Source organism: Paracoccus sp. S4493 (assembly GCF_000967735.1).
Lineage (GTDB): Bacteria > Pseudomonadota > Alphaproteobacteria > Rhodobacterales > Rhodobacteraceae > Paracoccus > Paracoccus marcusii.
This window is the reverse complement of sequence record NZ_JXYF01000072.1, coordinates 19,461-36,213: the sequence shown is the minus strand read 5'-3', so window position 1 is coordinate 36,213 and position 16,753 is coordinate 19,461. Positions and strand designations below refer to the sequence as shown.

The 16,753-nt window shown below is 67.8% G+C and carries 19 protein-coding genes and 1 tRNA gene; 13 read left to right on the top strand and 7 right to left on the bottom strand.

The window, feature by feature from the left end; all coding sequences use genetic code 11:
• The first annotated feature begins 115 nt into the window (after nt 1-115).
• A complete protein-coding gene (locus TW83_RS11835) occupies nt 116-1,102 on the top strand; it encodes a methylenetetrahydrofolate reductase (RefSeq protein ID WP_045982979.1) in 987 nt (328 codons plus the stop codon).
• Between the two features lie 6 nt (nt 1,103-1,108).
• Here TW83_RS11835 and TW83_RS11830 read toward each other — a convergent pair whose 3' ends face one another.
• Nucleotides 1,109-1,387: an SH3 domain-containing protein gene (locus TW83_RS11830; RefSeq protein ID WP_045982978.1), complete on the bottom strand. Its 279-nt coding sequence runs from the start codon at nt 1,385-1,387 to the stop codon at nt 1,109-1,111.
• Nucleotides 1,388-1,739: 352 nt separating this feature from the next.
• On the opposite strand from TW83_RS11830, the gene dctP reads away from it, so the two are divergent.
• The 3 genes from dctP to TW83_RS11815 are packed head-to-tail and all read left to right on the top strand — an operon-like array spanning nt 1,740 to nt 4,568.
• Nucleotides 1,740-2,735 (top strand): TRAP transporter substrate-binding protein DctP, encoded by a 996-nt coding sequence (gene dctP, locus TW83_RS11825; RefSeq protein WP_045982977.1) that lies wholly within the window; start codon nt 1,740-1,742, stop codon nt 2,733-2,735.
• Nucleotides 2,736-2,745: 10 nt separating this feature from the next.
• Nucleotides 2,746-3,303, top strand: a complete 558-nt coding sequence (locus TW83_RS11820) for a TRAP transporter small permease (RefSeq protein WP_045982976.1) — start codon at nt 2,746-2,748, stop codon at nt 3,301-3,303.
• Complete coding sequence (locus TW83_RS11815) at nt 3,300-4,568, top strand: TRAP transporter large permease (RefSeq protein ID WP_045982975.1); 1,269 nt, start codon at nt 3,300-3,302, stop codon at nt 4,566-4,568. Before TW83_RS11820 ends, TW83_RS11815 begins: the two co-directional genes overlap by 4 nt.
• Nucleotides 4,569-4,607: 39 nt before the next feature.
• Here TW83_RS11815 and TW83_RS11810 read toward each other — a convergent pair whose 3' ends face one another.
• The gene (locus TW83_RS11810; RefSeq protein WP_045982974.1) at nt 4,608-5,498 is read right to left on the bottom strand and encodes a hydroxymethylglutaryl-CoA lyase; all 891 of its coding nucleotides are present in this window, start codon (nt 5,496-5,498) and stop codon (nt 4,608-4,610) included.
• On the bottom strand, nt 5,495-6,706 hold the full coding sequence (locus tag TW83_RS11805; protein ID WP_045982983.1) for a CaiB/BaiF CoA-transferase family protein: 1,212 nt from the start codon (nt 6,704-6,706) through the stop codon (nt 5,495-5,497). The genes TW83_RS11810 and TW83_RS11805 overlap by 4 nt, the downstream gene beginning before the upstream one ends.
• Nucleotides 6,707-6,903: 197 nt before the next feature.
• On the opposite strand from TW83_RS11805, the gene TW83_RS11800 reads away from it, so the two are divergent.
• The 5 genes from TW83_RS11800 to TW83_RS11785 all read left to right on the top strand — a co-directional run bounded on the left by TW83_RS11800 (nt 6,904) and on the right by TW83_RS11785 (nt 11,495).
• Complete coding sequence (locus TW83_RS11800; RefSeq protein ID WP_045982973.1) at nt 6,904-7,611, top strand: GntR family transcriptional regulator; 708 nt, start codon at nt 6,904-6,906, stop codon at nt 7,609-7,611.
• Between the two features lie 119 nt (nt 7,612-7,730).
• On the top strand, nt 7,731-8,243 hold the full coding sequence (locus TW83_RS11795) for a GNAT family N-acetyltransferase (protein WP_045982972.1): 513 nt from the start codon (nt 7,731-7,733) through the stop codon (nt 8,241-8,243).
• Nucleotides 8,244-8,455: 212 nt separating this feature from the next.
• On the top strand, nt 8,456-9,586 hold the full coding sequence (locus TW83_RS11790) for a glycosyltransferase 61 family protein (RefSeq protein WP_052714852.1): 1,131 nt from the start codon (nt 8,456-8,458) through the stop codon (nt 9,584-9,586).
• Between the two features lie 52 nt (nt 9,587-9,638).
• Nucleotides 9,639-9,767: a hypothetical protein gene (locus tag TW83_RS22255; RefSeq protein WP_255352789.1), complete on the top strand. Its 129-nt coding sequence runs from the start codon at nt 9,639-9,641 to the stop codon at nt 9,765-9,767.
• A 111-nt stretch (nt 9,768-9,878) separates the two neighbouring features.
• Nucleotides 9,879-11,495 carry a hypothetical protein gene (locus TW83_RS11785; RefSeq protein WP_157001519.1) on the top strand — a complete coding sequence of 539 codons (1,617 nt, stop codon included), beginning with the start codon at nt 9,879-9,881 and terminating at the stop codon, nt 11,493-11,495.
• 54 nt (nt 11,496-11,549) lie between these two features.
• Here TW83_RS11785 and TW83_RS11780 read toward each other — a convergent pair.
• Both TW83_RS11780 and TW83_RS11775 read right to left on the bottom strand, forming a co-directional pair.
• A tRNA-Ala gene (locus tag TW83_RS11780) sits at nt 11,550-11,625 on the bottom strand.
• Nucleotides 11,626-11,815: 190 nt separating this feature from the next.
• On the bottom strand, nt 11,816-12,133 hold the full coding sequence (locus TW83_RS11775) for an FYDLN acid domain-containing protein (RefSeq protein ID WP_045982970.1): 318 nt from the start codon (nt 12,131-12,133) through the stop codon (nt 11,816-11,818).
• Nucleotides 12,134-12,230: 97 nt separating this feature from the next.
• Here TW83_RS11775 and TW83_RS11770 point away from each other — a divergent pair, with 97 nt between their 5' ends.
• From TW83_RS11770 to TW83_RS11760, 3 genes are all read left to right on the top strand, one after another.
• The gene (locus tag TW83_RS11770; RefSeq protein WP_045982969.1) at nt 12,231-12,926 is read left to right on the top strand and encodes a SprT family zinc-dependent metalloprotease; all 696 of its coding nucleotides are present in this window, start codon (nt 12,231-12,233) and stop codon (nt 12,924-12,926) included.
• Nucleotides 12,927-12,957: 31 nt separating this feature from the next.
• On the top strand, nt 12,958-13,602 hold the full coding sequence (locus TW83_RS11765; RefSeq protein ID WP_084693866.1) for a GntR family transcriptional regulator: 645 nt from the start codon (nt 12,958-12,960) through the stop codon (nt 13,600-13,602).
• Nucleotides 13,603-13,668: 66 nt separating this feature from the next.
• Nucleotides 13,669-14,382, top strand: coding sequence for an intradiol ring-cleavage dioxygenase (locus TW83_RS11760; protein WP_045982967.1), 714 nt, complete (start codon nt 13,669-13,671; stop codon nt 14,380-14,382).
• Here TW83_RS11760 and TW83_RS11755 read toward each other — a convergent pair.
• Both TW83_RS11755 and hemB read right to left on the bottom strand, forming a co-directional pair.
• A complete protein-coding gene (locus tag TW83_RS11755; protein ID WP_045982966.1) occupies nt 14,379-15,005 on the bottom strand; it encodes a YSC84-related protein in 627 nt (208 codons plus the stop codon). The two genes, TW83_RS11760 and TW83_RS11755, sit on opposite strands and share 4 nt — an antisense overlap.
• A 70-nt stretch (nt 15,006-15,075) precedes the next feature.
• A complete protein-coding gene (hemB, locus tag TW83_RS11750; RefSeq protein WP_045982965.1) occupies nt 15,076-16,071 on the bottom strand; it encodes a porphobilinogen synthase in 996 nt (331 codons plus the stop codon).
• Between the two features lie 94 nt (nt 16,072-16,165).
• On the opposite strand from hemB, the gene TW83_RS11745 reads away from it, so the two are divergent.
• A complete protein-coding gene (locus TW83_RS11745; RefSeq protein ID WP_045982981.1) occupies nt 16,166-16,738 on the top strand; it encodes a hypothetical protein in 573 nt (190 codons plus the stop codon).
• The last annotated feature ends 15 nt before the right edge of the window (nt 16,739-16,753 follow it).

Genomic DNA, 16,753 nt, shown 5'->3' with positions numbered 1-16,753 from the left:
CGTCCGACGCCCCCCGCGGCACCATCGCCCGCGCCTTTCCGCAGGCCCGCGCCCATGAACCAGCGGCCGCGCCCCTGGCGGTCGAGCCGCGACCGGCCGACCGGGGGCCGCGCCGATGACCGACATTCCGTCCGTCGATTTCGACCGCTGGCAGCCGTCCTATGACCCGCCGCCGCCCGGCCATGTGTCGGGCAGCCGGTTGGAGCGGGTGCTGCGCCAGGGTCATTTCGCGGTCACCGCCGAACTGAACCCGCCCGACAGCGCAGACCCCGCGGATGTCTTTGCCGCCGCGCGCCCGCTGGCCCGGGTCGCCGACGCGATCAACGCGACGGATGCGTCGGGGGCCAACTGCCACATGTCGTCGATCGGCATCTCGGCCCTGCTGACGCGGGCGGGGATCGGGACGGTCTATCAGATATCCTGCCGCGACCGGAACCGCATCGCGATCCAGGGGGACGTGCTGGGGGCGGCGGCGATGGGGGTGCGCAACGTGCTGTGCCTGACCGGCGACGGGGTGGGGGTGGGCGATCAGCCCGGCGCGCGACCGGTCTTCGATCTAGATTCGATCTCGCTGCTGCGCACCATCCGGACGATGCGCGACGATGGCATGTTCCTGTCGGGCCGCCGCATCACCAGCCCGCCGCGCATGTTCCTGGGCGCGGCCGAGAACCCCTGCATCGCGCCGTTGGACTGGCGTCCCGACCGCTTGGCCAAGAAGGTCGAGGCGGGCGCGGACTTCATCCAGACGAACTATATCTTCGACGTCCCGACCTTCGCGCGCTTCATGGCGCGGGTCCGCGACCTGGGCCTGAACCGGCGGGTGTTCATCCTGGCCGGGGTCGGCCCGCTGGCCTCGGCCAGGGCCGCCCGCTGGATGCGCAGCAACGTTCCCGGTGTCCATATCCCGGACGCGGTGATCGCCCGGATGGAGCGGGCCGCCGATCCCGGCGAGGAGGGCAAGCGCCTGTGCATCGAGCTGATCCAGCAGATCCGCGCGATTGCGGGCGTCAGCGGCGTGCATGTCATGGCCTATCGCCGGGAACACCTGGTGTCCGAGATCATCGCCCAGTCCGGCGTGCGCGAGGGGCGCCCGGCGGACTGACCGCCGTCAGCGATGCGCCAGGTATTCTGCCGCCACATAGCCCGAGACGCTGGGCCGGTCGGCAAGCATGACCCTGCACCAGACCTTGCCGTCGGTGGTCACGCAGTTCTGGCGCGTCAGGCGCGTGCCGTCGGGCAGGCCGATGATGATCCTGTGGTTCAGCCCCGGCCCCTCGCGCAGCTTGAGAAGGTCGTCGGGGCCGGCACCCTGCACCACCGCGCCGGAGCCGACCGCGCAGGCCGTGACCGTCATGAGCGCAAGAAAGGCGGCAAGATATGGTCGCATTGTAGGTCCCTGATCGTTTCGCCGCCGATACGACACCATCGCGCCCATGACGGCAATCGGGTTCGCACCGGTCGCGGTCGATTGACTCTGCTTTGGATGCCGGAAAGGTGGCATTGCTCAAAGCATTGGGGCCACCGGTCAAGGGACGAACCTTTGACGGAAATTGTGTGCAAGGCGAGTTGGGTGGCCGATACTATTTTTCGTCGATGCCCTTTCTGCACGTTTAACGGCGATACCAGATCGTCTGCGCCGCTTTACAGCAAAAATATTGTATGCATTATCTGAAGGCGCCGGCGCTCGGGGAGGAGCGGCCGGATCACGGCGAGGGGCCGGGAATATCAGGGAGGAAGTGATGAAACACGCGATAGCGGCTGCCGTCATGAGCGGCGCGATGTGCCTGATGGCCGGGGATGCATCGGCCGAACGGACCTTGCGCATGACCGTCCAGGTCGGTGCCAACCACCCCGTCGGCGCGAACACCCATTATTTCGCCGAACAGCTGAACGAGATTTCCGGCGGCGAGATGACCGTGCGCGTCTTTGACAGCGCGTCGCTGTTCAAGGGGCAGGAGGTGCCGCAGGCGATCTCCAGCGGCGCGATCGACATGGGCATCGTGCTGGCCGACGAATATGCGGGGTCCGTCCCGGCAGCCGGCATCTTCTCGGTCGCGTTCATGTTCCCGGACTATCAGATCCTGGCGCGCGCCGCCGACCGTGAGGGCGCGTTCCGCACGACCTTTGACAACCTGCTGCTGGAGGCCGGGTCCAAGGTGCTGTGGTGGCAGGACTACGGTCCCGTGCAAATGCTGTCCAAGGGCGCGCCGGTCGTCTCTCCGGATGACATGCGCGGCAAGATGGTGCGTGCGACCGGCAAGCCGACCGGCGATCTGATCGAGGCCGTGGGCGGGTCGGCGGTGGTCGTCGGCGGCGCCGAGCAGTTCGTGGCCTATCAGCGCGGCCTGGTCGATATCGGGATGAGCGGGACCACCGCGGTCAAGTCGCGCGCGCTTTATGAGGTGATGGATCATGTCACCATGACCAGCCACGGCCTGGCCGAATTCATCGCGGTCATCAACCCGGCCCTGTGGGACAGCATGTCCGAACAGGAGCAGGGCTGGATAACCGAGGCCGCCATCCGCGCCGAGGAGAAGATGCGCGCCGAGACCGAGGCCGAGAATGTCGAGGCCGCGCAGTGGCTGGCCGAGAACGGCCATGCGACCGTCACCGAACTGACGCCCGAGCAGATCGCCGTCTGGCAGGAGGCCACCCGCCCCGCGGTCGAGCAGTTCCGCCAGGAGGCGGGCGAGGCGGGAGACCAGCTTCTGACGGCGCTGGACGCGCTGCGCTGAGGGCAGGGGCATGACTGCATCCCGTGGCGCGCTGCGCCTGGCGGACGGGCTGTCGCTGATCGCGGCGCGCCTGTCCGAGGTGGGCATCGTCGCCATGACGATGCTGCTGACCTATGAGGTGGTGGCGCGCTATGTCTTTCGCGCCCCCACGCATTGGACATCGGACGTCGCGACCACGGTGATGATCTGGCTGACCTTCCTGGCGATGGGCTATTGCCTGCGCGACGGGCACATGATCCGCATCACCGCCGTCATCGGGCAACTGCCCCCCGCAGGCCGCAAGGCGGCCGAGGCGCTGAGCCTTGTGGCGATTCTGGGGTTCTCGATCTTTGTTCTGTGGGTCGCTACGGGGTCGATGCTGGATTCGATCGCCTTCGGACGGCGCCAGCCATCAATGCTGCGGATGCCGACATGGATCGCCGAACTGCCGATCATCCTTGGCTTTGCGATCCTGGCCTTGCAGGCGCTGGCGGACCTGATCCGGCTGCCGGGCCGTCCCGCCCCCGATTTCGCCAGCAGCGCCGAACAGGAGCTGTCGCACAACGCCCCTGGGGAGGCCGGACGATGACCCCGTTCCTGATCTTCGGCGCGCTTCTCGCGCTGCTGATGACCGGCATTCCGGTGGCCTTCACGCTGGGCATCCTGGGTGCGGGGCTGTTGGCCATCGACGGGTTGCCGCTGTCGATGGTCGCCAGCACGCTGTTCGGCGGCATCAACGATTTCGTGCTGCTGGCCATCCCGCTGTTCCTGCTGATGTCGAACCTGCTGCTGCGCGGGGGGATCGGGCGCGACCTGTTCGTCGCGATGCAGAGCTGGGTCGGGCATTGGCCCGGCGGCCTGGGCATCGCGGCGCTGCTGTCCTGCGGGGTCTTCTCGGCCATTTCGGGAAGCTCGATCACCACGGCCGCGACCGTCGGCACCGTTGCCATCCCCGAGATGGTCAAGCGCGGCTATTCGCGCAGCCTGACATTGGGCCTGATGGCCGCGGGCGGCACGCTGGGGATCATCATCCCGCCCTCGGTCCCGCTGATCATCTATGGCGCGATCACCGAACAAAGCATCGGTCAGCTGTTTCTGGCCGGCGTCGGTCCGGGCATCCTGCTGATCGTGCTGTTCGGCGTCTATGTGGTCATCGCATCGGCGATTCAGGGCACCCATCAGGCGATGCCGCGCGCGACCTGGCCCGAACGCCTGGCCGCGACGCGGCGCGCCCTGCCGACGCTGCTGCTGGCGGGCACGATCCTGGGCGGCATCTATGGCGGGATCTTCACCCCGACCGAGGCCTCGGGCATCGGCGCGTCCGTCGCGTTGCTGATCCTGGCGGCGGGCGGGCGGCTTAGCCGTGCGGTGTTCCTGGGCGCGGTGCGCGACACGGTCAAGACGACGACGGTCATCTTCCTGATCGTCATCGGCGCCAAGATCTTCGGCCAGGCGATCACCCTCTATCAGCTGCCCGCGCAACTGGCCTGGCTGTTCGAGGACTACTTCAACACGGCGACGCTGGCGCTGCTGCTGATCGCGGTCATGCTGATCTTCATCGGCTTCTTCCTGGAGAGCATGTCGATGCTGCTGATCATGGTGCCGGTGCTGATGCCGACGGTGATCGCGCTTGGCATCGATCCGATCTGGTTCGGCATCTTCTTCGTGCTGCTGATCGAGGTCGCGCTGATCACCCCGCCGGTTGGGCTGAACCTGTTCGTGATCCAGTCGCTGGACCGCGCGCCATTGTCGGTGGTGGCCAAGGGCGCGCTGCCCTTTGTCGCGATCATGCTGGGGTCGGTGTTCCTGATCGCGCTGTTCCCGCAGATCGTCCTGGCGATACCGGGGCTGTAGTGATCGGCGCCCGGCCGGACGGCCGGGCGCCGATGCAGGTCAGGCGCCGAACCAGCCTGCGCGGGCCAGCTGGCCGGTGATCTTGTCCGGCACGCGTTCGGCCAGCCACTCCACCAGCAGGGCCAGCCGGTCGTGATCCAGGCCGGTGTCGATCCCCTCGCGGTGCAGCAGGTAATGCACGTCCTCGGTCGCGATGTTGCCGGTGGCGCGGGGCGCGAAGGGACAGCCGCCAAGCCCCCCGATGGACGCATCGATGATGCCGGCGCCGCGTTCCAGCGCCGTCATCAGGTTGGCATATCCGGTGTTGCGCGTGTTGTGCAGGTGCACGCCCCAGGCAAGGCCGTCCAGCGCGTCGCGGCAGGCGTCATGGACCCGCGCGATGTCGCGGGGGGCGGCGACGCCGATCGTGTCGGCCAGCACGATCCGGTCGGCGCCCGCCGCGCGCAGCGCCTCTGCCATCTGCGCGATCCGCGCGGGCGCGATCTCTCCCTCGAACGGGCAGCCATAGGCGGTGGCGATCACGCCGGTCAGCTGCCGCCCGGCCTGGCCGACCATCGGCGCCACGGCGGCAAAGGCCGCGAGGCTGTCGTCGCTGCCCATGTTCTGGTTGCGCCGGCAGAACGTGTCCGACGCGACGACCGCAAAGCGCAGTTCGCGCACCCCGGTCGCCAGGGCCCGTTCGGCCCCCCTGCGGTTCAGGACCAGGGCCGACAGCTGGACCGCCGGCAGGGGCGGCAGCGCGGCCAGCACCGCCTCGGCATCAGCCATCTGCGGGACGCGGGCCGGGTTCACCATGCTGACGGCTTCGATCTGGCGCAGCCCCGCGGCCGCCAGTTCGGCGATCAGATGCGCCCGTTCCTGGACCGAGAACAGGCGCGGCAGGTTCTGCAGCCCGTCGCGCGGGCCGACCTCGCAGATCGTGACGCTCATATCACGCCCCGCGCCTTGAGATCCTCGATCGTCTCCTCGCCAAGGCCGATCCGGGCATAGATCTCGGCGTTGTGCGCGCCCACCTGCTGCGGGCCCAGCCAGGCGATGTCGCCGGGCGTCTCGGACAGGACCGGGAAGACGCCGGGGACGGTGATCGTGCCGAAGTCATCGTCGTGATGGTCACGCACCATGCCGCGTTCGCGGAAGTGCGGGTCCTGGACCACCTCGGCGATCGAGTTGATCGGGCCGAAGACCACGCCGAACTGTTCCAGCCGCGCGGTCAGGTCGGCCACGTCCAGCGACGCGGACCAGGTCGCGATCATCGAATCCAGCAGCTCCGCGTTCTCGCCCCGCGCGATATGGGTCACGAAGCGCGGATCGTCCGCCAGATGCGGCTGGCCCATCGCCTGCGTCAGACGGCGGAACATCGCATCCACATTGGCCGCGATCACCACATAGGTGCCGTCCCTGGCCGGATAGATGTTCGACGGCGCGATCTTGGCAAGCCCGGTGCCGGACGGCTGGCGGACCTCTCCGGCCTTGGAATATTCCGTGACCGTGCTTTCCAGCATTGCAAAGCAGCTTTCGGTGATGGCCGCGTCCACCACCTGGCCGCGCCCGCCGTTCCGGTCGCGGTGATACAGCGCCATCATCATCCCCTCGAACGCGAACAGCGCCGTCAGCGTATCACCAAGCGAGATGCCATAGCGCGGCGGCGGCATGTCCGGATAGCCGTTGATATAGCGCAGGCCCGACATCGCCTCGCCCACCGACGCAAAGCCGGGTCGCGCCGCATAGGGGCCGGTCTGGCCAAAGCCCGAGACTCGCACGATCACCAGCCCGGGGTTCAGGGCGTGCAGCTGCTCCGGGCTCATGCCCCACCGTTCCAGGGTGCCGGGCTTGAAGTTCTCGATCAGGACATCGGCCTGCGCGATCAGCGACCGCGCCAGCTCCTGCCCCTCGGCGGCACGCAGGTTGATCGAGACCGATTTCTTGTTGCGTGCCATGATCGGCCACCACAGCGTCTTGCCCTCGTGCTGCAGGCGGCCCCAGCTGCGGATCGGATCGCCGCTGCCCGGCGCCTCGACCTTGATGACCTCGGCCCCGAAATCGGCGCAGCGGCTGCCGACGAACGGTCCCGCCAAAAGCTGCCCCATCTCGACGACCCGCAGGCCCTGCAGCGGCCCGAACGGTGCTATCCCTGTCATCGCCATCCCTCCCTGATGCGTTCATGACAGGTTTAATCCGTGCGGCCTGAAATTTGTATCCATTTTTTAGACTTAAAAATGATTTTCTACGGTTCCAGTGAAGCATTCCGGCTTTCCTGCACTCATTGCCGGGGATTGTAATGCCCCCGACCAGATGATGAACTGCCCCCCAGCAGCACGTGGCGGAAGGGTTCGAGATGCAGCCGGAATCAGCGGAAAGTGCGTCCAGGCGGGCCTATCGCGAACTGCGCCAGGCGATCCTGGAGCGACGCCTGCCGTCCGACCGCAAGGTGACCGAGGTCGGGCTGGCCGAGGACCTGGGCATCTCGCGCACGCCCATCCGCGAGGCGATCAAGCGCCTGCTGCTGGAGGGACTGCTGGAGCGTCGCAAGGGGCAGGGGCTGTGGTGCGTGGTCCCCGACGCCGACGAGGTCCGCGAGATCTTCGAACTGCGGTTGCGGCTGGAATCCTATGCCGCCGCCAAGGCCGCCGAACGCGCGACGCCCGCCCAGATCGAGGCGCTGACCGCCTCCGCCCACCGCATGCAGGCGCTGGCGCAGGTCGCCGAGGACAGCGAGGCCCTGATCGCCGGCATCGACCAGGAAAACGCCCGGTTCCACGCGCTGATCGCCGAGGCGACGCAGTCCCCCAGGCTGATGCACCTGATCCGCGCGACGGTCGACGTGGCGCTGGTCACGCGCACCTTCCGCCGCTTCACGCCCCAGCAGCGGCGCCGTTCGGCCCAGCATCACCTGGAGATCGCCGCCGCCATCGCCGCCCGCAAGCCGCACTGGGCCGAACGCATGATGCAGGTCCACATCCTGTCCGCCGAGGATACGATGGACAGCGATCCCGCCCCGGACGCGTCCGCCGAAAGCCTGTTCCAGGCCGGCGGCCATGACTGATCGCACCCGACCAACCATCGGAACGCGGCCATCTGCGGTGCCGGTATCCTGCCGGATTTGCGGCGTATGACCTGGTTGCCGGTGGGCCCGCACGCAACGTCCCGATCAAAGGCGATGGCATGAGATTTCGCCTGGCCGAACCTTCTGATGCCCCGATGCTTGCCGCCATCTCGATCGAGGTCTGGCTGGGCACATACATCCGTCGCGGCGTCAGCGACGCTTTTGCCACCTACGCCCTGACACAGTTCACACCCGCAAGGCTGGCCACGGTGATCGGCGACCCGGACGAACATGTCATCGTCTCTCAGAACGACGACGGGCCGGACGCGTTCATCCGCATCAGCAGCGGAAAGGCGGCGCCCGTCGCTGGCTGCTCCACGACCGAGATATCCACCCTCTATGTCCAGCCGCGGCACCAAGGCCGCGGTCTTGGTCGGGCGCTTCTCCACCAGGGATTGGACCATGCGGCGGGCAAGGGCGCCGGTTCGGTCTGGCTGACCACGAATGTCGAGAACGCCCCGGCGATCGCCTTCTATGAAGGGAGCGGGTTCGACAGGGTCGGCACCACGGCGTTCCGGATCGCCGATCAGGCCTATCCGAACGCCGTGTTCAGCCGCGCCACCGCCCGATAGGGCCACGACACCACGGCGCGCCGGACGGGAATGCCGCCGGGGTGGATTGCGGCGGTCATCCCGTCCGTCCGAACGGCATTTGCTGCATTTGAGCGTGGCCGGGGCGTGTAGCGGCTGGACCGGATCGTTGCGGTCCTGTACCGTTCTCTCCTAAGTTGAAGCATCATGTACCATTTCATCCCGAAGATTTGCAGCCATCGGAGCGTTTGACGATGTTCGACCTCGAAGCCCCCGACGATCTGGTTCTTGTTCAGGACGCGATCCTGGTGCCACCGCCCGTTGACGGGCGGGGCCGCCAGCAGGCGTCGGGCGTTCTGACACCCGACGGGCGGATGGTCGAAAACTCGATCAGCTGGTCGAACAGCCGGGAGCCCGTGAACGCTGCGCCCGCCATGCCCGACACGGTCGAAACCCTGTCCGGCTGCTGGATGTTCGGGGGAACGCTGTACGGTCATTTCGGCCATTTCATCACCGAAAGCTTTGCCCGTGCATGGGCGCTGGACGCGCTGCGGGGCCAGATCGATGGCGTGCTGTTCACGCCCAAGCAAAGCTCGGCCAACCTGGAACCGATGCTCAAGGCCCTGCGGCCGCTGATGGATTCGCTTGGACTGGATGTGCCGGTCCGCTGCATCACCACGCCCACCCGGGTCGAGCGTCTGCACGTGCCGCGCCAAGGCGTCGGCATGGGCGATCTGACCGTCGGCAGCGCCAAGTTCCGCGACTTTGTCGGCGCGCATGCCGGCGCGGGGATCGACCCGGCGGGGCCCGAACGGATCTATGTCTCGCGCAGCCTGCTGCCCGCGCAGCGCGGCGGCCTGATCGCCGAAAGCTTGCTGGAAGGGTATCTGGCCCAGGAAGGCTATCAGATGTTCCATCCGCAAAAGCACCCGGCCGCGGTCCAGATCGCGCATTACAAGGCGGCGCGGGACATCATCACGGTCGACTGCTCTCCGCTGCACATGATGGCCTATGTCGGCAATGCCGCGCAGCGGGTGGCGATCCTGACCCGGCGCAGCATGGACTTTGCACCCGGCTTCGTCCGCCAGCTGCAGACCTTCACCGGCATGACCGCGTTCGAGATCAACACCTTGGAACGCGACTGGGTTCAGGGCGGCGCGCTGCGCCCCGGACGTGGGTCGTTTGGCGAGATGGACTTTCCGCGGACTTGGCGGATGCTGCGCGATCGCGGCATGATTAGCGGCGACACGCCATGGCCGGCACTGACCGACAGCCAGCGCGACGCGGATCTGCAGCGAATCGCCGACCTGCACGGACAGGCCTTCAACCCGTTGGACGAAAATCTGGAACGTCACGCCAGAAGAACGGCCAAGGTCTCGGCATGAGGGGCCATGATCTCTCGGCATCGGGCAGGTCCAGCCGGGTGTCGCCGGCCCGATGACCGGCAGCAACGTGTCCGACGGCTCGACCCCGGGGTCGGATGGCGCATCGGTGCCCGCGCCCATGGTCCTGACGCTGCCTGACACCCCGGACAGTCAGGTCGCCGCGGTCACGCTGCGGGGCTAGCGCGACCTTTCGCTCAGGGCGCATCCGCCCGGCACGGTTCTGTCCGCCGGGCCGGATGGGATCGTTATTGTCCGGGGCACCAGCCTGCGATGCGTCCTGCCTGCGACGGCGTTGCTGCAGGCAGAGGCCATTCTGGTCGAAATATGCTTTTCACAGAAAGAGCCATCTCCGCACGGCACCCTGCTGTCATTGATCGATCAGAGCGGGCTGAGTTTGTCGTTCCGCGATATGGGAACCCGTTGGGTTGCGAGGGTCGGGACCGCCCGGGTTGATTTCGCAAGCAAGCTGAACACGCGCCGGACGGTCTGCTTTGTATTTACCGCGTCCGGCCATCTGCTGACCTGTCATGACGATGGACTGATCGAAGAGGCCGCAGCCTTCGATGCAATGCCGCTGTTGCAGATTCGACAGATTCACGCCGGTACCAAGGCCGCCGTGACACTTCATGATCTGACGCTTCAGGTTCTGAACGAAACCGATATCGGTACACTGCGCGACTGGCTTTCGTCCCGCCGCGGCGGCGCAGACGAAGCGGTGAGCGGATCACCGTTGCAGATTCATTTCAATGGCCAATCCTTGGCCCTTGGTCCCGATGTCCCCGCTGTCGACAAGCTTGCGCTGGCTGACATCGCCCGTCTGAATGTGCAAATGCTGAGCGGAATCCACACCGGGCCCGAGCATCGCATCATTGAGCTGCAGGGCTTGCAGAAGCGCAGCGGTCCTGTTGCGCTGTCTGAGGCCGAGTTCACGCGTGTCAGGATATCCAAGCCGGTTCCGCCGGCCCTGCCAATGGCGCAGGCCCTGGTTGGACACGGGGATGAGGCAGAGGACGTTCAGCGTTTCGCGCCGATCAGCATCTCCGGAAATCCCGTCGCCGGTCAGTCGATCGCGCTGTTGGAGGACCCCGACGGGTTGGTCCGTCACAACATGGACATGATCATCGACGGCACGCACCTTGCATATCTGCGGGAGGGGAGCGCGCCAGAGACGGTCGTCTATTTCTGGATCCGGGGAGAAGCCGACCGCCAGGCCGCGCCGGGTGTGTATCTGAACGCCTTGCAGGCGCACTGGAACCGCATCCGGGCCCGGCTGGACGATCTTTACCCCGCCGCGCGAAAGATAATCCTGTTGATGCAGACCGCGGGGTCGGACCAGTCGCATCACGGCAGCGACACGAACCATGCCGCCGCCGATCAGCTGGCCTTCGTGGCCGGGCGCGACGATGCCGTGATTGTGGGGCCGATCTATCCCTCGGCCCTGTCCGACCGCGTGCACCCGGACCTGCATCATTCCCGCATCATGGGAGAGCTGGCGGCATGGGCCCTGCAAGAAACCATGGCAGGGCGCGGCTGGACGATCCCGCGCCCGACCGCACGGCGTCAGGGCGACCGGATCACGTTGCGCTTTGCCCTGCGCCCGGACGAAGCCCTGGCGGGCCATCAGGCCTCGCCCTATGGCGGCCGGGGCATCGACGCGTTTCTGGGCGTCGAGGTCACCGGCGGCGGCATGATCACCGCGCTGGCCCTTGACGGCCATGATCTGCACCTGACCATCGACGGGCCGGTTATTGGCGTGCGCTATGCGATGCAGCGCCAGAACATGCGGGTCGAGGGGAATGCCCATCCGGCCCGCCGCGGCCTGTTGCGCACGACGCTGTCGCGCCCGGCCGTTCACCTGCCGGGGACGATGCTGCACCGCTGGCTGCCAGGCTTCGAGATCGACGTCTAGACAGGTCGGCCTTGCGGGTCGGATCAGCTGTCTGAAATGTCATGGAAAGTCTAATGGTGGAGCCAAGGGGAATCGAACCCCTGACCTCTTGAATGCCATTCAAGCGCTCTACCAACTGAGCTATGGCCCCACCGTGAGGTCCGCGAAGCGCGTCTGCGCCGCCGCGTGTGGGGTCTATAGGAGGGGGCGCGGCGGGGTGCAAGCGGAAAATCGGCGGTGCCGTGCAGTTTCCGGAAATTGTCCCGGCAGGCCTGTGCGGCGCTCCGCATTGGTGCGCCGCAACGAAGAAGGCCGCGCCATTTCGGGCGCGGCCTTGGGTCTTATTCCTCTTCGTCGCCCGCGACATCGGCGATGTCGTCCAGCGACACGTCGCCGTCGTCGTCGTCCTCTTCCAGCAGGTCGTCGTCGATCTCGCCCGCGTCGTCGGCGATATCCTCTTCGTCGTCGACGAGTTCGTCGTCATCGTTCGCCGCGGCCGTCTTCTCGGTCACCAGCGTCTTGCCGCGACCATCGGTCAGGCTGGTCACCGTGAACGTGTTCCCGCAGGCCGGGCAGGTCATCGGATCTGCCTTCAGGTCGTAAAAGCGGGTGGCGCAATGCGGGCACAGGCGTTTGGTGCCCCATTCCTCTTTGGGCATGGTATTCTCCTTCAGCCGCGATTAGGGGAAATCGGGTGATCCCCTGCCACAGAGGCCAAGGGGTGTCAAAGGCTTTATCTGGCAGGCCAAGGCGGGCATGGCAAGCGGCGATCAGCGGATCATCATCGAAGAGGGGCTGGCGGTGCGTCTGCGGCGGTCGTCGCGCGCACGGCGGATGACCCTGCGCGTGCCCCGCGACGGGTCGGGCGCGGTGCTGACCCTGCCCGTGGGGGTACCCCTGGCCGAGGGGCAGGATTTCGCGCGGTCGCGCCGGGACTGGCTGCGCGCGGCGGTGGGCCGGCTGCCCCTGCGACAGGCTGCGGTGCCCGGCGCGGCCCTGCCGGTCGAGGGGCGGGCGCTGATCCTGACACCGGCGCCGGTGCGGCGCGCCCAGGTTCAGGACGACCGCCTGCTGATCCCCGAAGGACGCCCGGCGGGCTCCGTTGCGGCCGCCTGGCTGAAGCATCTGGCGATGCTGCGCCTGCGGGTGGCCTGCGACCGGTTCGCGGAGGCACTGGGGCGGCCTTATGCCGCCATCGCCCTGCGCGACACGCGGTCCCGGTGGGGCAGCTGTACCCATGACGGGCGGCTGATGTTCTCGTGGCGCCTGGCGATGGCGCCGCCGGTCGTGCTGGACTATGTCGCGGCGCACGAGGTCGCGCATCTGGCGCATATGGATCATTCGGCCCGGTTCTGGGCCCAGGTCGAGACGCTGATGCCCGGTCATGCCCCGCATCGGGCGTGGCTGCGCGCGCAGGGGGGCGATCTGATGCTGTGGCGGTTCCGCGATTGACGCAGCCCGGATTTGTGATCACATCATGGCCATGAGCCCGACCGACCCCACCGCCCATGAACGCCTGTATCGCAGCCTGCGCAGCCAGATCATGCTGGGGGAACTGCCGCCGGGCAAGGCGCTGACGCTGCGCGGCATCGCGCGCGATCACAACCTGTCGATGACCCCCGCGCGCGAGGCCGTGCGCCGCCTGGTCGCCGAAGGCGCGCTGACGCTGTCGGGATCGGGACGCGTGGCCACACCGGCCCTGTCCGACGACCGGATCGAGGAACTGGCCGCCCTGCGCGCGCTGATCGAGCCCGAGCTGGCGGCCCGCGCCCTGCCGCGGGCGCATTTCGCGCTGATCGACCGTCTGGCGGTGATGAACGGACGGATCGCGGATGCCGTCGAGCGCCACGATGCCGTGGGTTATATCCGCTGCAACCTGGATTTTCACCGCATGCTGTATCTGCGGGCGCAGGCTCCCGCGATGCTGGCCATGCTGGAGACGATCTGGCTGCAGCTGGGACCGACGATGCGCGCGCTTTATGGTCGTGTGCGGCGCAACGAACCGCCGCGCCATCACCGCATGATCCTGGCCGCGCTGCGCGCCGGCGACGAGCCCGCGCTGCGCCTGGCGGTGCGGGCCGACGTGACGCACGGCCTGCGGCACCTGACCTCGACCGAGGGCGCCTGACGGCAATGTGACTTTGCCCGCGCGCCCCGCCGGGCATCATGGCATCCCGACCACAGGAGATGCCCGATGATCGACCGCCGTCAGCTGTTGCGAAGCCTGGCCATCGCCGCGCCGTCCGTGCTGGGCATCGGGGCGGTGGGGCAGGCGCTGGCCCAGGATGCCCGTGCCGCCCGGCTGATCGCCGCGAACGTCTGCCAGGTGACTCCGGCGACGACGCAGGGGCCGTTCTACTTCGATCCGCGCCTGATGCGCGGCGACATCCGCGACGGGCGTGCGGGCTATCCGCTGGCGCTGCGGTTGCAGGTGGTGGATGCGGCCTGCCGGCCCATCCAGGGCGCGCGGGTGGATGTCTGGCATTGCGACGCGCAGGGCAACTACAGCGGCTATCCCGGCCAGCAGCAGGGCGACCTGAGCGGAGAGACCTTTCTGCGCGGCGCGCAGGTGACCAACCAGGCCGGGCGGGCGGCGTTCCGCACGATCTGGCCTGGATGGTATCAGGGCCGCACGGCGCATGTGCATTTCAAGGTGCTGCTGGGGGGACGCGACCTGCTGACCGGTCAGATCTTCTTTCCCGACCGCTTCAGCCGTGCGGTCTTCGACCAGCTGCCCGATTACGCCCGCGACAGCACGCGGGGGCGGATCTTCAACGATCAGGACGGCATCGCGCGCCGCGCGGGGCAGGGCGCCTATGCCGAGGTCACGCAGGTCGAGGGCGGGTTCGAGGCCGCGATGGTCATCGGGCTGGCCGATGACCGCGGGGCGCTGTTGTCGCGGTCCTAGCCCTGCACGCCCATCGGCGGCAGGCCCAGATTGCCGAACTGGACGTTGGGCAGGGCCGAGGGGATGACGCGGGTGTATTTCGTCCCCTCGATCGCCGCACCGGCGATCAGGCCCGACTGGCCGAAGATCATCGCCACGACCGGGAACTGGGCGCTGAACGTATCGGCACCCACCGCCATGCCGCCCGACGGCAGCGCGTAATAGGCCCCGGCACCCGCGGTCCAGCCCGGTGCCGCGCGGAACGCGGTCAGCGCCTGTTCGTCCTGGAAGATCAGCACATGCGCGTATTGCTGCGCACCCGCCTGAAGCCCGACGGTCGCGCGGGTGGCCGAGTAATAGTCGACGGTCTGCCCGCCGATCCGCAGCGCGCCCTGGCCATAGGCGCCGCCGAAGCCAAGCGCGGCCTCGGTCATCAGGGGCATGTACAGCACGCCGCGGGCGTTCTGCAGCAGGGGTTGGGATGCGGGATAGGTGGTCACCAGATACTGGTGCGTCTGGTCGACGCGCGCATCCAGCTGGGCGGCCGCGTCGCTGCCGACCGCGTTGCTGCAGCCGGCGGCCAGCAGGGCCGCGCCCCCGGTCAGCAGCAGGTTGCGACGGGACAGGTGGATCGGGTGGGTCATGTGTCGCCTCGTGTCGGGGTGCGGGGCTCGTCTCGGCCCGTTGGCGCGCAAGATACGCCAGCCACCGGCGTCATGCCAGCATTTCGGCCACCGTCGGCGCAAAGTAGCTAAGCACCCCGTCGCAGCCCGCGCGGCGGAAGCCCAGCAGGCTTTCCACCATCGCGTCGCGCGACAGCCAGCCGTTGCGGATCGCCCCCTCGATCATCGCGTATTCGCCGCTGACCTGATAGGCGAAGGTGGGCGCGCCGAATTCGTCCTTCACGGCCCGGCAGATGTCCAGATAGGGCATGCCGGGTTTCACCATGACCATGTCCGCGCCCTCGGCCAGGTCGCGCGCGACGCAGCGGATCGCCTCGCCGCGGTTGGCGGGGTTGATCTGATAGGTCTTCTTGTCGCCCACCAGCCGGCCCGACGCGCCCACCGCGTCGCGGAACGGCCCGTAGAACGCGCTGGCGAATTTCGCGGCATAGGACAGGATCGCGACGTTCTTGTGGTCATGGCGTTCCAGGGCGGCGCGCAGGGCGGCGATGCGCCCGTCCATCATGTCGCTTGGCCCCAGGATGTCCGCGCCGCAATCGGCCTGGACCAGCGCCATGCGCACCAGCGCCTCGATGGTCTCGTCGTTCAGGATCTCTCCGTCCCGGACCAGCCCGTCATGGCCGTTGGCGTTATAGGGGTCCAGTGCGATGTCGGTCATCACGACCAGGTCGGGGACCTCCTCCTTGACCGCGCGGATGGCCAGGTTGCCGATATTGTCGGGATCCCATGCGCGGGCGCAGTCGTCGGTGCGGCTGGCCTGGTCGGAATGGGGAAAGATGCAGATCGCGGGGATGTTCAGCCGCGCTGCCCGCTCCGCCGCCCGCCGCGCGCCGTCCAGGGTCAGGCGTTCGACCCCGGGCATCGAGGCGATCTCGCCCTCGGCGCCGGCGACCTCGGTCACGAAGATCGGCCAGATCAGGTTGGCGGGGGTCAGGTTCCGTTCCGACACCATCGCGCGGATGTTGGCGTTGCGGCGCAGCCGGCGCAGGCGGCCGGCGGGGAAGGGGGCGATGATGGGACTGGCCATGGGGGCCTCCTGTCTGGGGTGGGGCAACCGTGCCGCTTTTCCTTGGTTGAAACCCGTTCTAAGGTCGCGCGCAGACAAGGACAAGGAACTGCCCGTGCCGCAATTCGACAACCTGATCGGGCTTCTGGGCAGCCGGTCCTTTTCGACGATCTGGTTCTGGCTTGTGCTGATCGGCATGTGGTCGGTCGCCGGCCGCAGCGTGCTGGGCATCCCGACCGAGGTGCTGGCCCGCGCCCGGGCGTCGCTGGCGGGGGACGATGCGCAGGGACCGGCGGTCATCACGCTGCTGGACTGGCTGTCGCTGATCCTGCCCCGCTGGCAGCTGCGCCCGCGCGAGGGGGCGGCCTTTCTGGGCGTCACCAGTTTCCTGATGACCTCGCTGGCGGTGCTGGGTTTCGTCTTCTGGCTGGAGATGGCGCAGGCGCTGACGCTGCTGCTGCTGCCGTTCTGGGTGCTGTTCTGGATGCGCGTGCGCCTGGCACGGCGTCTGGTGCCGCTGGTCCATGCCGCGCAGGAGGGGGGCGCCCCCGTGTCGCAGGCGGCGGGCGATGCGGCCCGCGCGATGGTCTGGCACAAGCGGTTCGTGACGATCCTGTCGATGATCGCGGTCGCGGTGACGGCCTTGTGGGGGGCATTGTGGACGGTCCTGCATCCTGTGGGCTTCTGACCCGCTTGACTTCCC

Excerpts from the sequence above, each read along its gene's own strand:
- TW83_RS11835 (WP_045982979.1), top strand. The coding sequence starts at position 116 with ATGACCGACATTCCGTCCGTCGATTTCGACCGCTGGCAGCCGTCCTAT.
- TW83_RS11830 (WP_045982978.1), bottom strand. The coding sequence starts at position 1,387 with ATGCGACCATATCTTGCCGCCTTTCTTGCGCTCATGACGGTCACGGCC.
- dctP (WP_045982977.1), top strand. The coding sequence starts at position 1,740 with ATGAAACACGCGATAGCGGCTGCCGTCATGAGCGGCGCGATGTGCCTG.
- TW83_RS11820 (WP_045982976.1), top strand. The coding sequence starts at position 2,746 with ATGACTGCATCCCGTGGCGCGCTGCGCCTGGCGGACGGGCTGTCGCTG.
- TW83_RS11815 (WP_045982975.1), top strand. The coding sequence starts at position 3,300 with ATGACCCCGTTCCTGATCTTCGGCGCGCTTCTCGCGCTGCTGATGACC.
- TW83_RS11810 (WP_045982974.1), bottom strand. The coding sequence starts at position 5,498 with ATGAGCGTCACGATCTGCGAGGTCGGCCCGCGCGACGGGCTGCAGAAC.
- TW83_RS11805 (WP_045982983.1), bottom strand. The coding sequence starts at position 6,706 with ATGACAGGGATAGCACCGTTCGGGCCGCTGCAGGGCCTGCGGGTCGTC.
- TW83_RS11800 (WP_045982973.1), top strand. The coding sequence starts at position 6,904 with ATGCAGCCGGAATCAGCGGAAAGTGCGTCCAGGCGGGCCTATCGCGAA.
- TW83_RS11795 (WP_045982972.1), top strand. The coding sequence starts at position 7,731 with ATGAGATTTCGCCTGGCCGAACCTTCTGATGCCCCGATGCTTGCCGCC.
- TW83_RS11790 (WP_052714852.1), top strand. The coding sequence starts at position 8,456 with ATGTTCGACCTCGAAGCCCCCGACGATCTGGTTCTTGTTCAGGACGCG.
- TW83_RS22255 (WP_255352789.1), top strand. The coding sequence starts at position 9,639 with ATGACCGGCAGCAACGTGTCCGACGGCTCGACCCCGGGGTCGGATGGC.
- TW83_RS11775 (WP_045982970.1), bottom strand. The coding sequence starts at position 12,133 with ATGCCCAAAGAGGAATGGGGCACCAAACGCCTGTGCCCGCATTGCGCC.
- TW83_RS11770 (WP_045982969.1), top strand. The coding sequence starts at position 12,231 with ATGGCAAGCGGCGATCAGCGGATCATCATCGAAGAGGGGCTGGCGGTG.
- TW83_RS11765 (WP_084693866.1), top strand. The coding sequence starts at position 12,958 with ATGAGCCCGACCGACCCCACCGCCCATGAACGCCTGTATCGCAGCCTG.
- TW83_RS11760 (WP_045982967.1), top strand. The coding sequence starts at position 13,669 with ATGATCGACCGCCGTCAGCTGTTGCGAAGCCTGGCCATCGCCGCGCCG.
- TW83_RS11755 (WP_045982966.1), bottom strand. The coding sequence starts at position 15,005 with ATGACCCACCCGATCCACCTGTCCCGTCGCAACCTGCTGCTGACCGGG.
- hemB (WP_045982965.1), bottom strand. The coding sequence starts at position 16,071 with ATGGCCAGTCCCATCATCGCCCCCTTCCCCGCCGGCCGCCTGCGCCGG.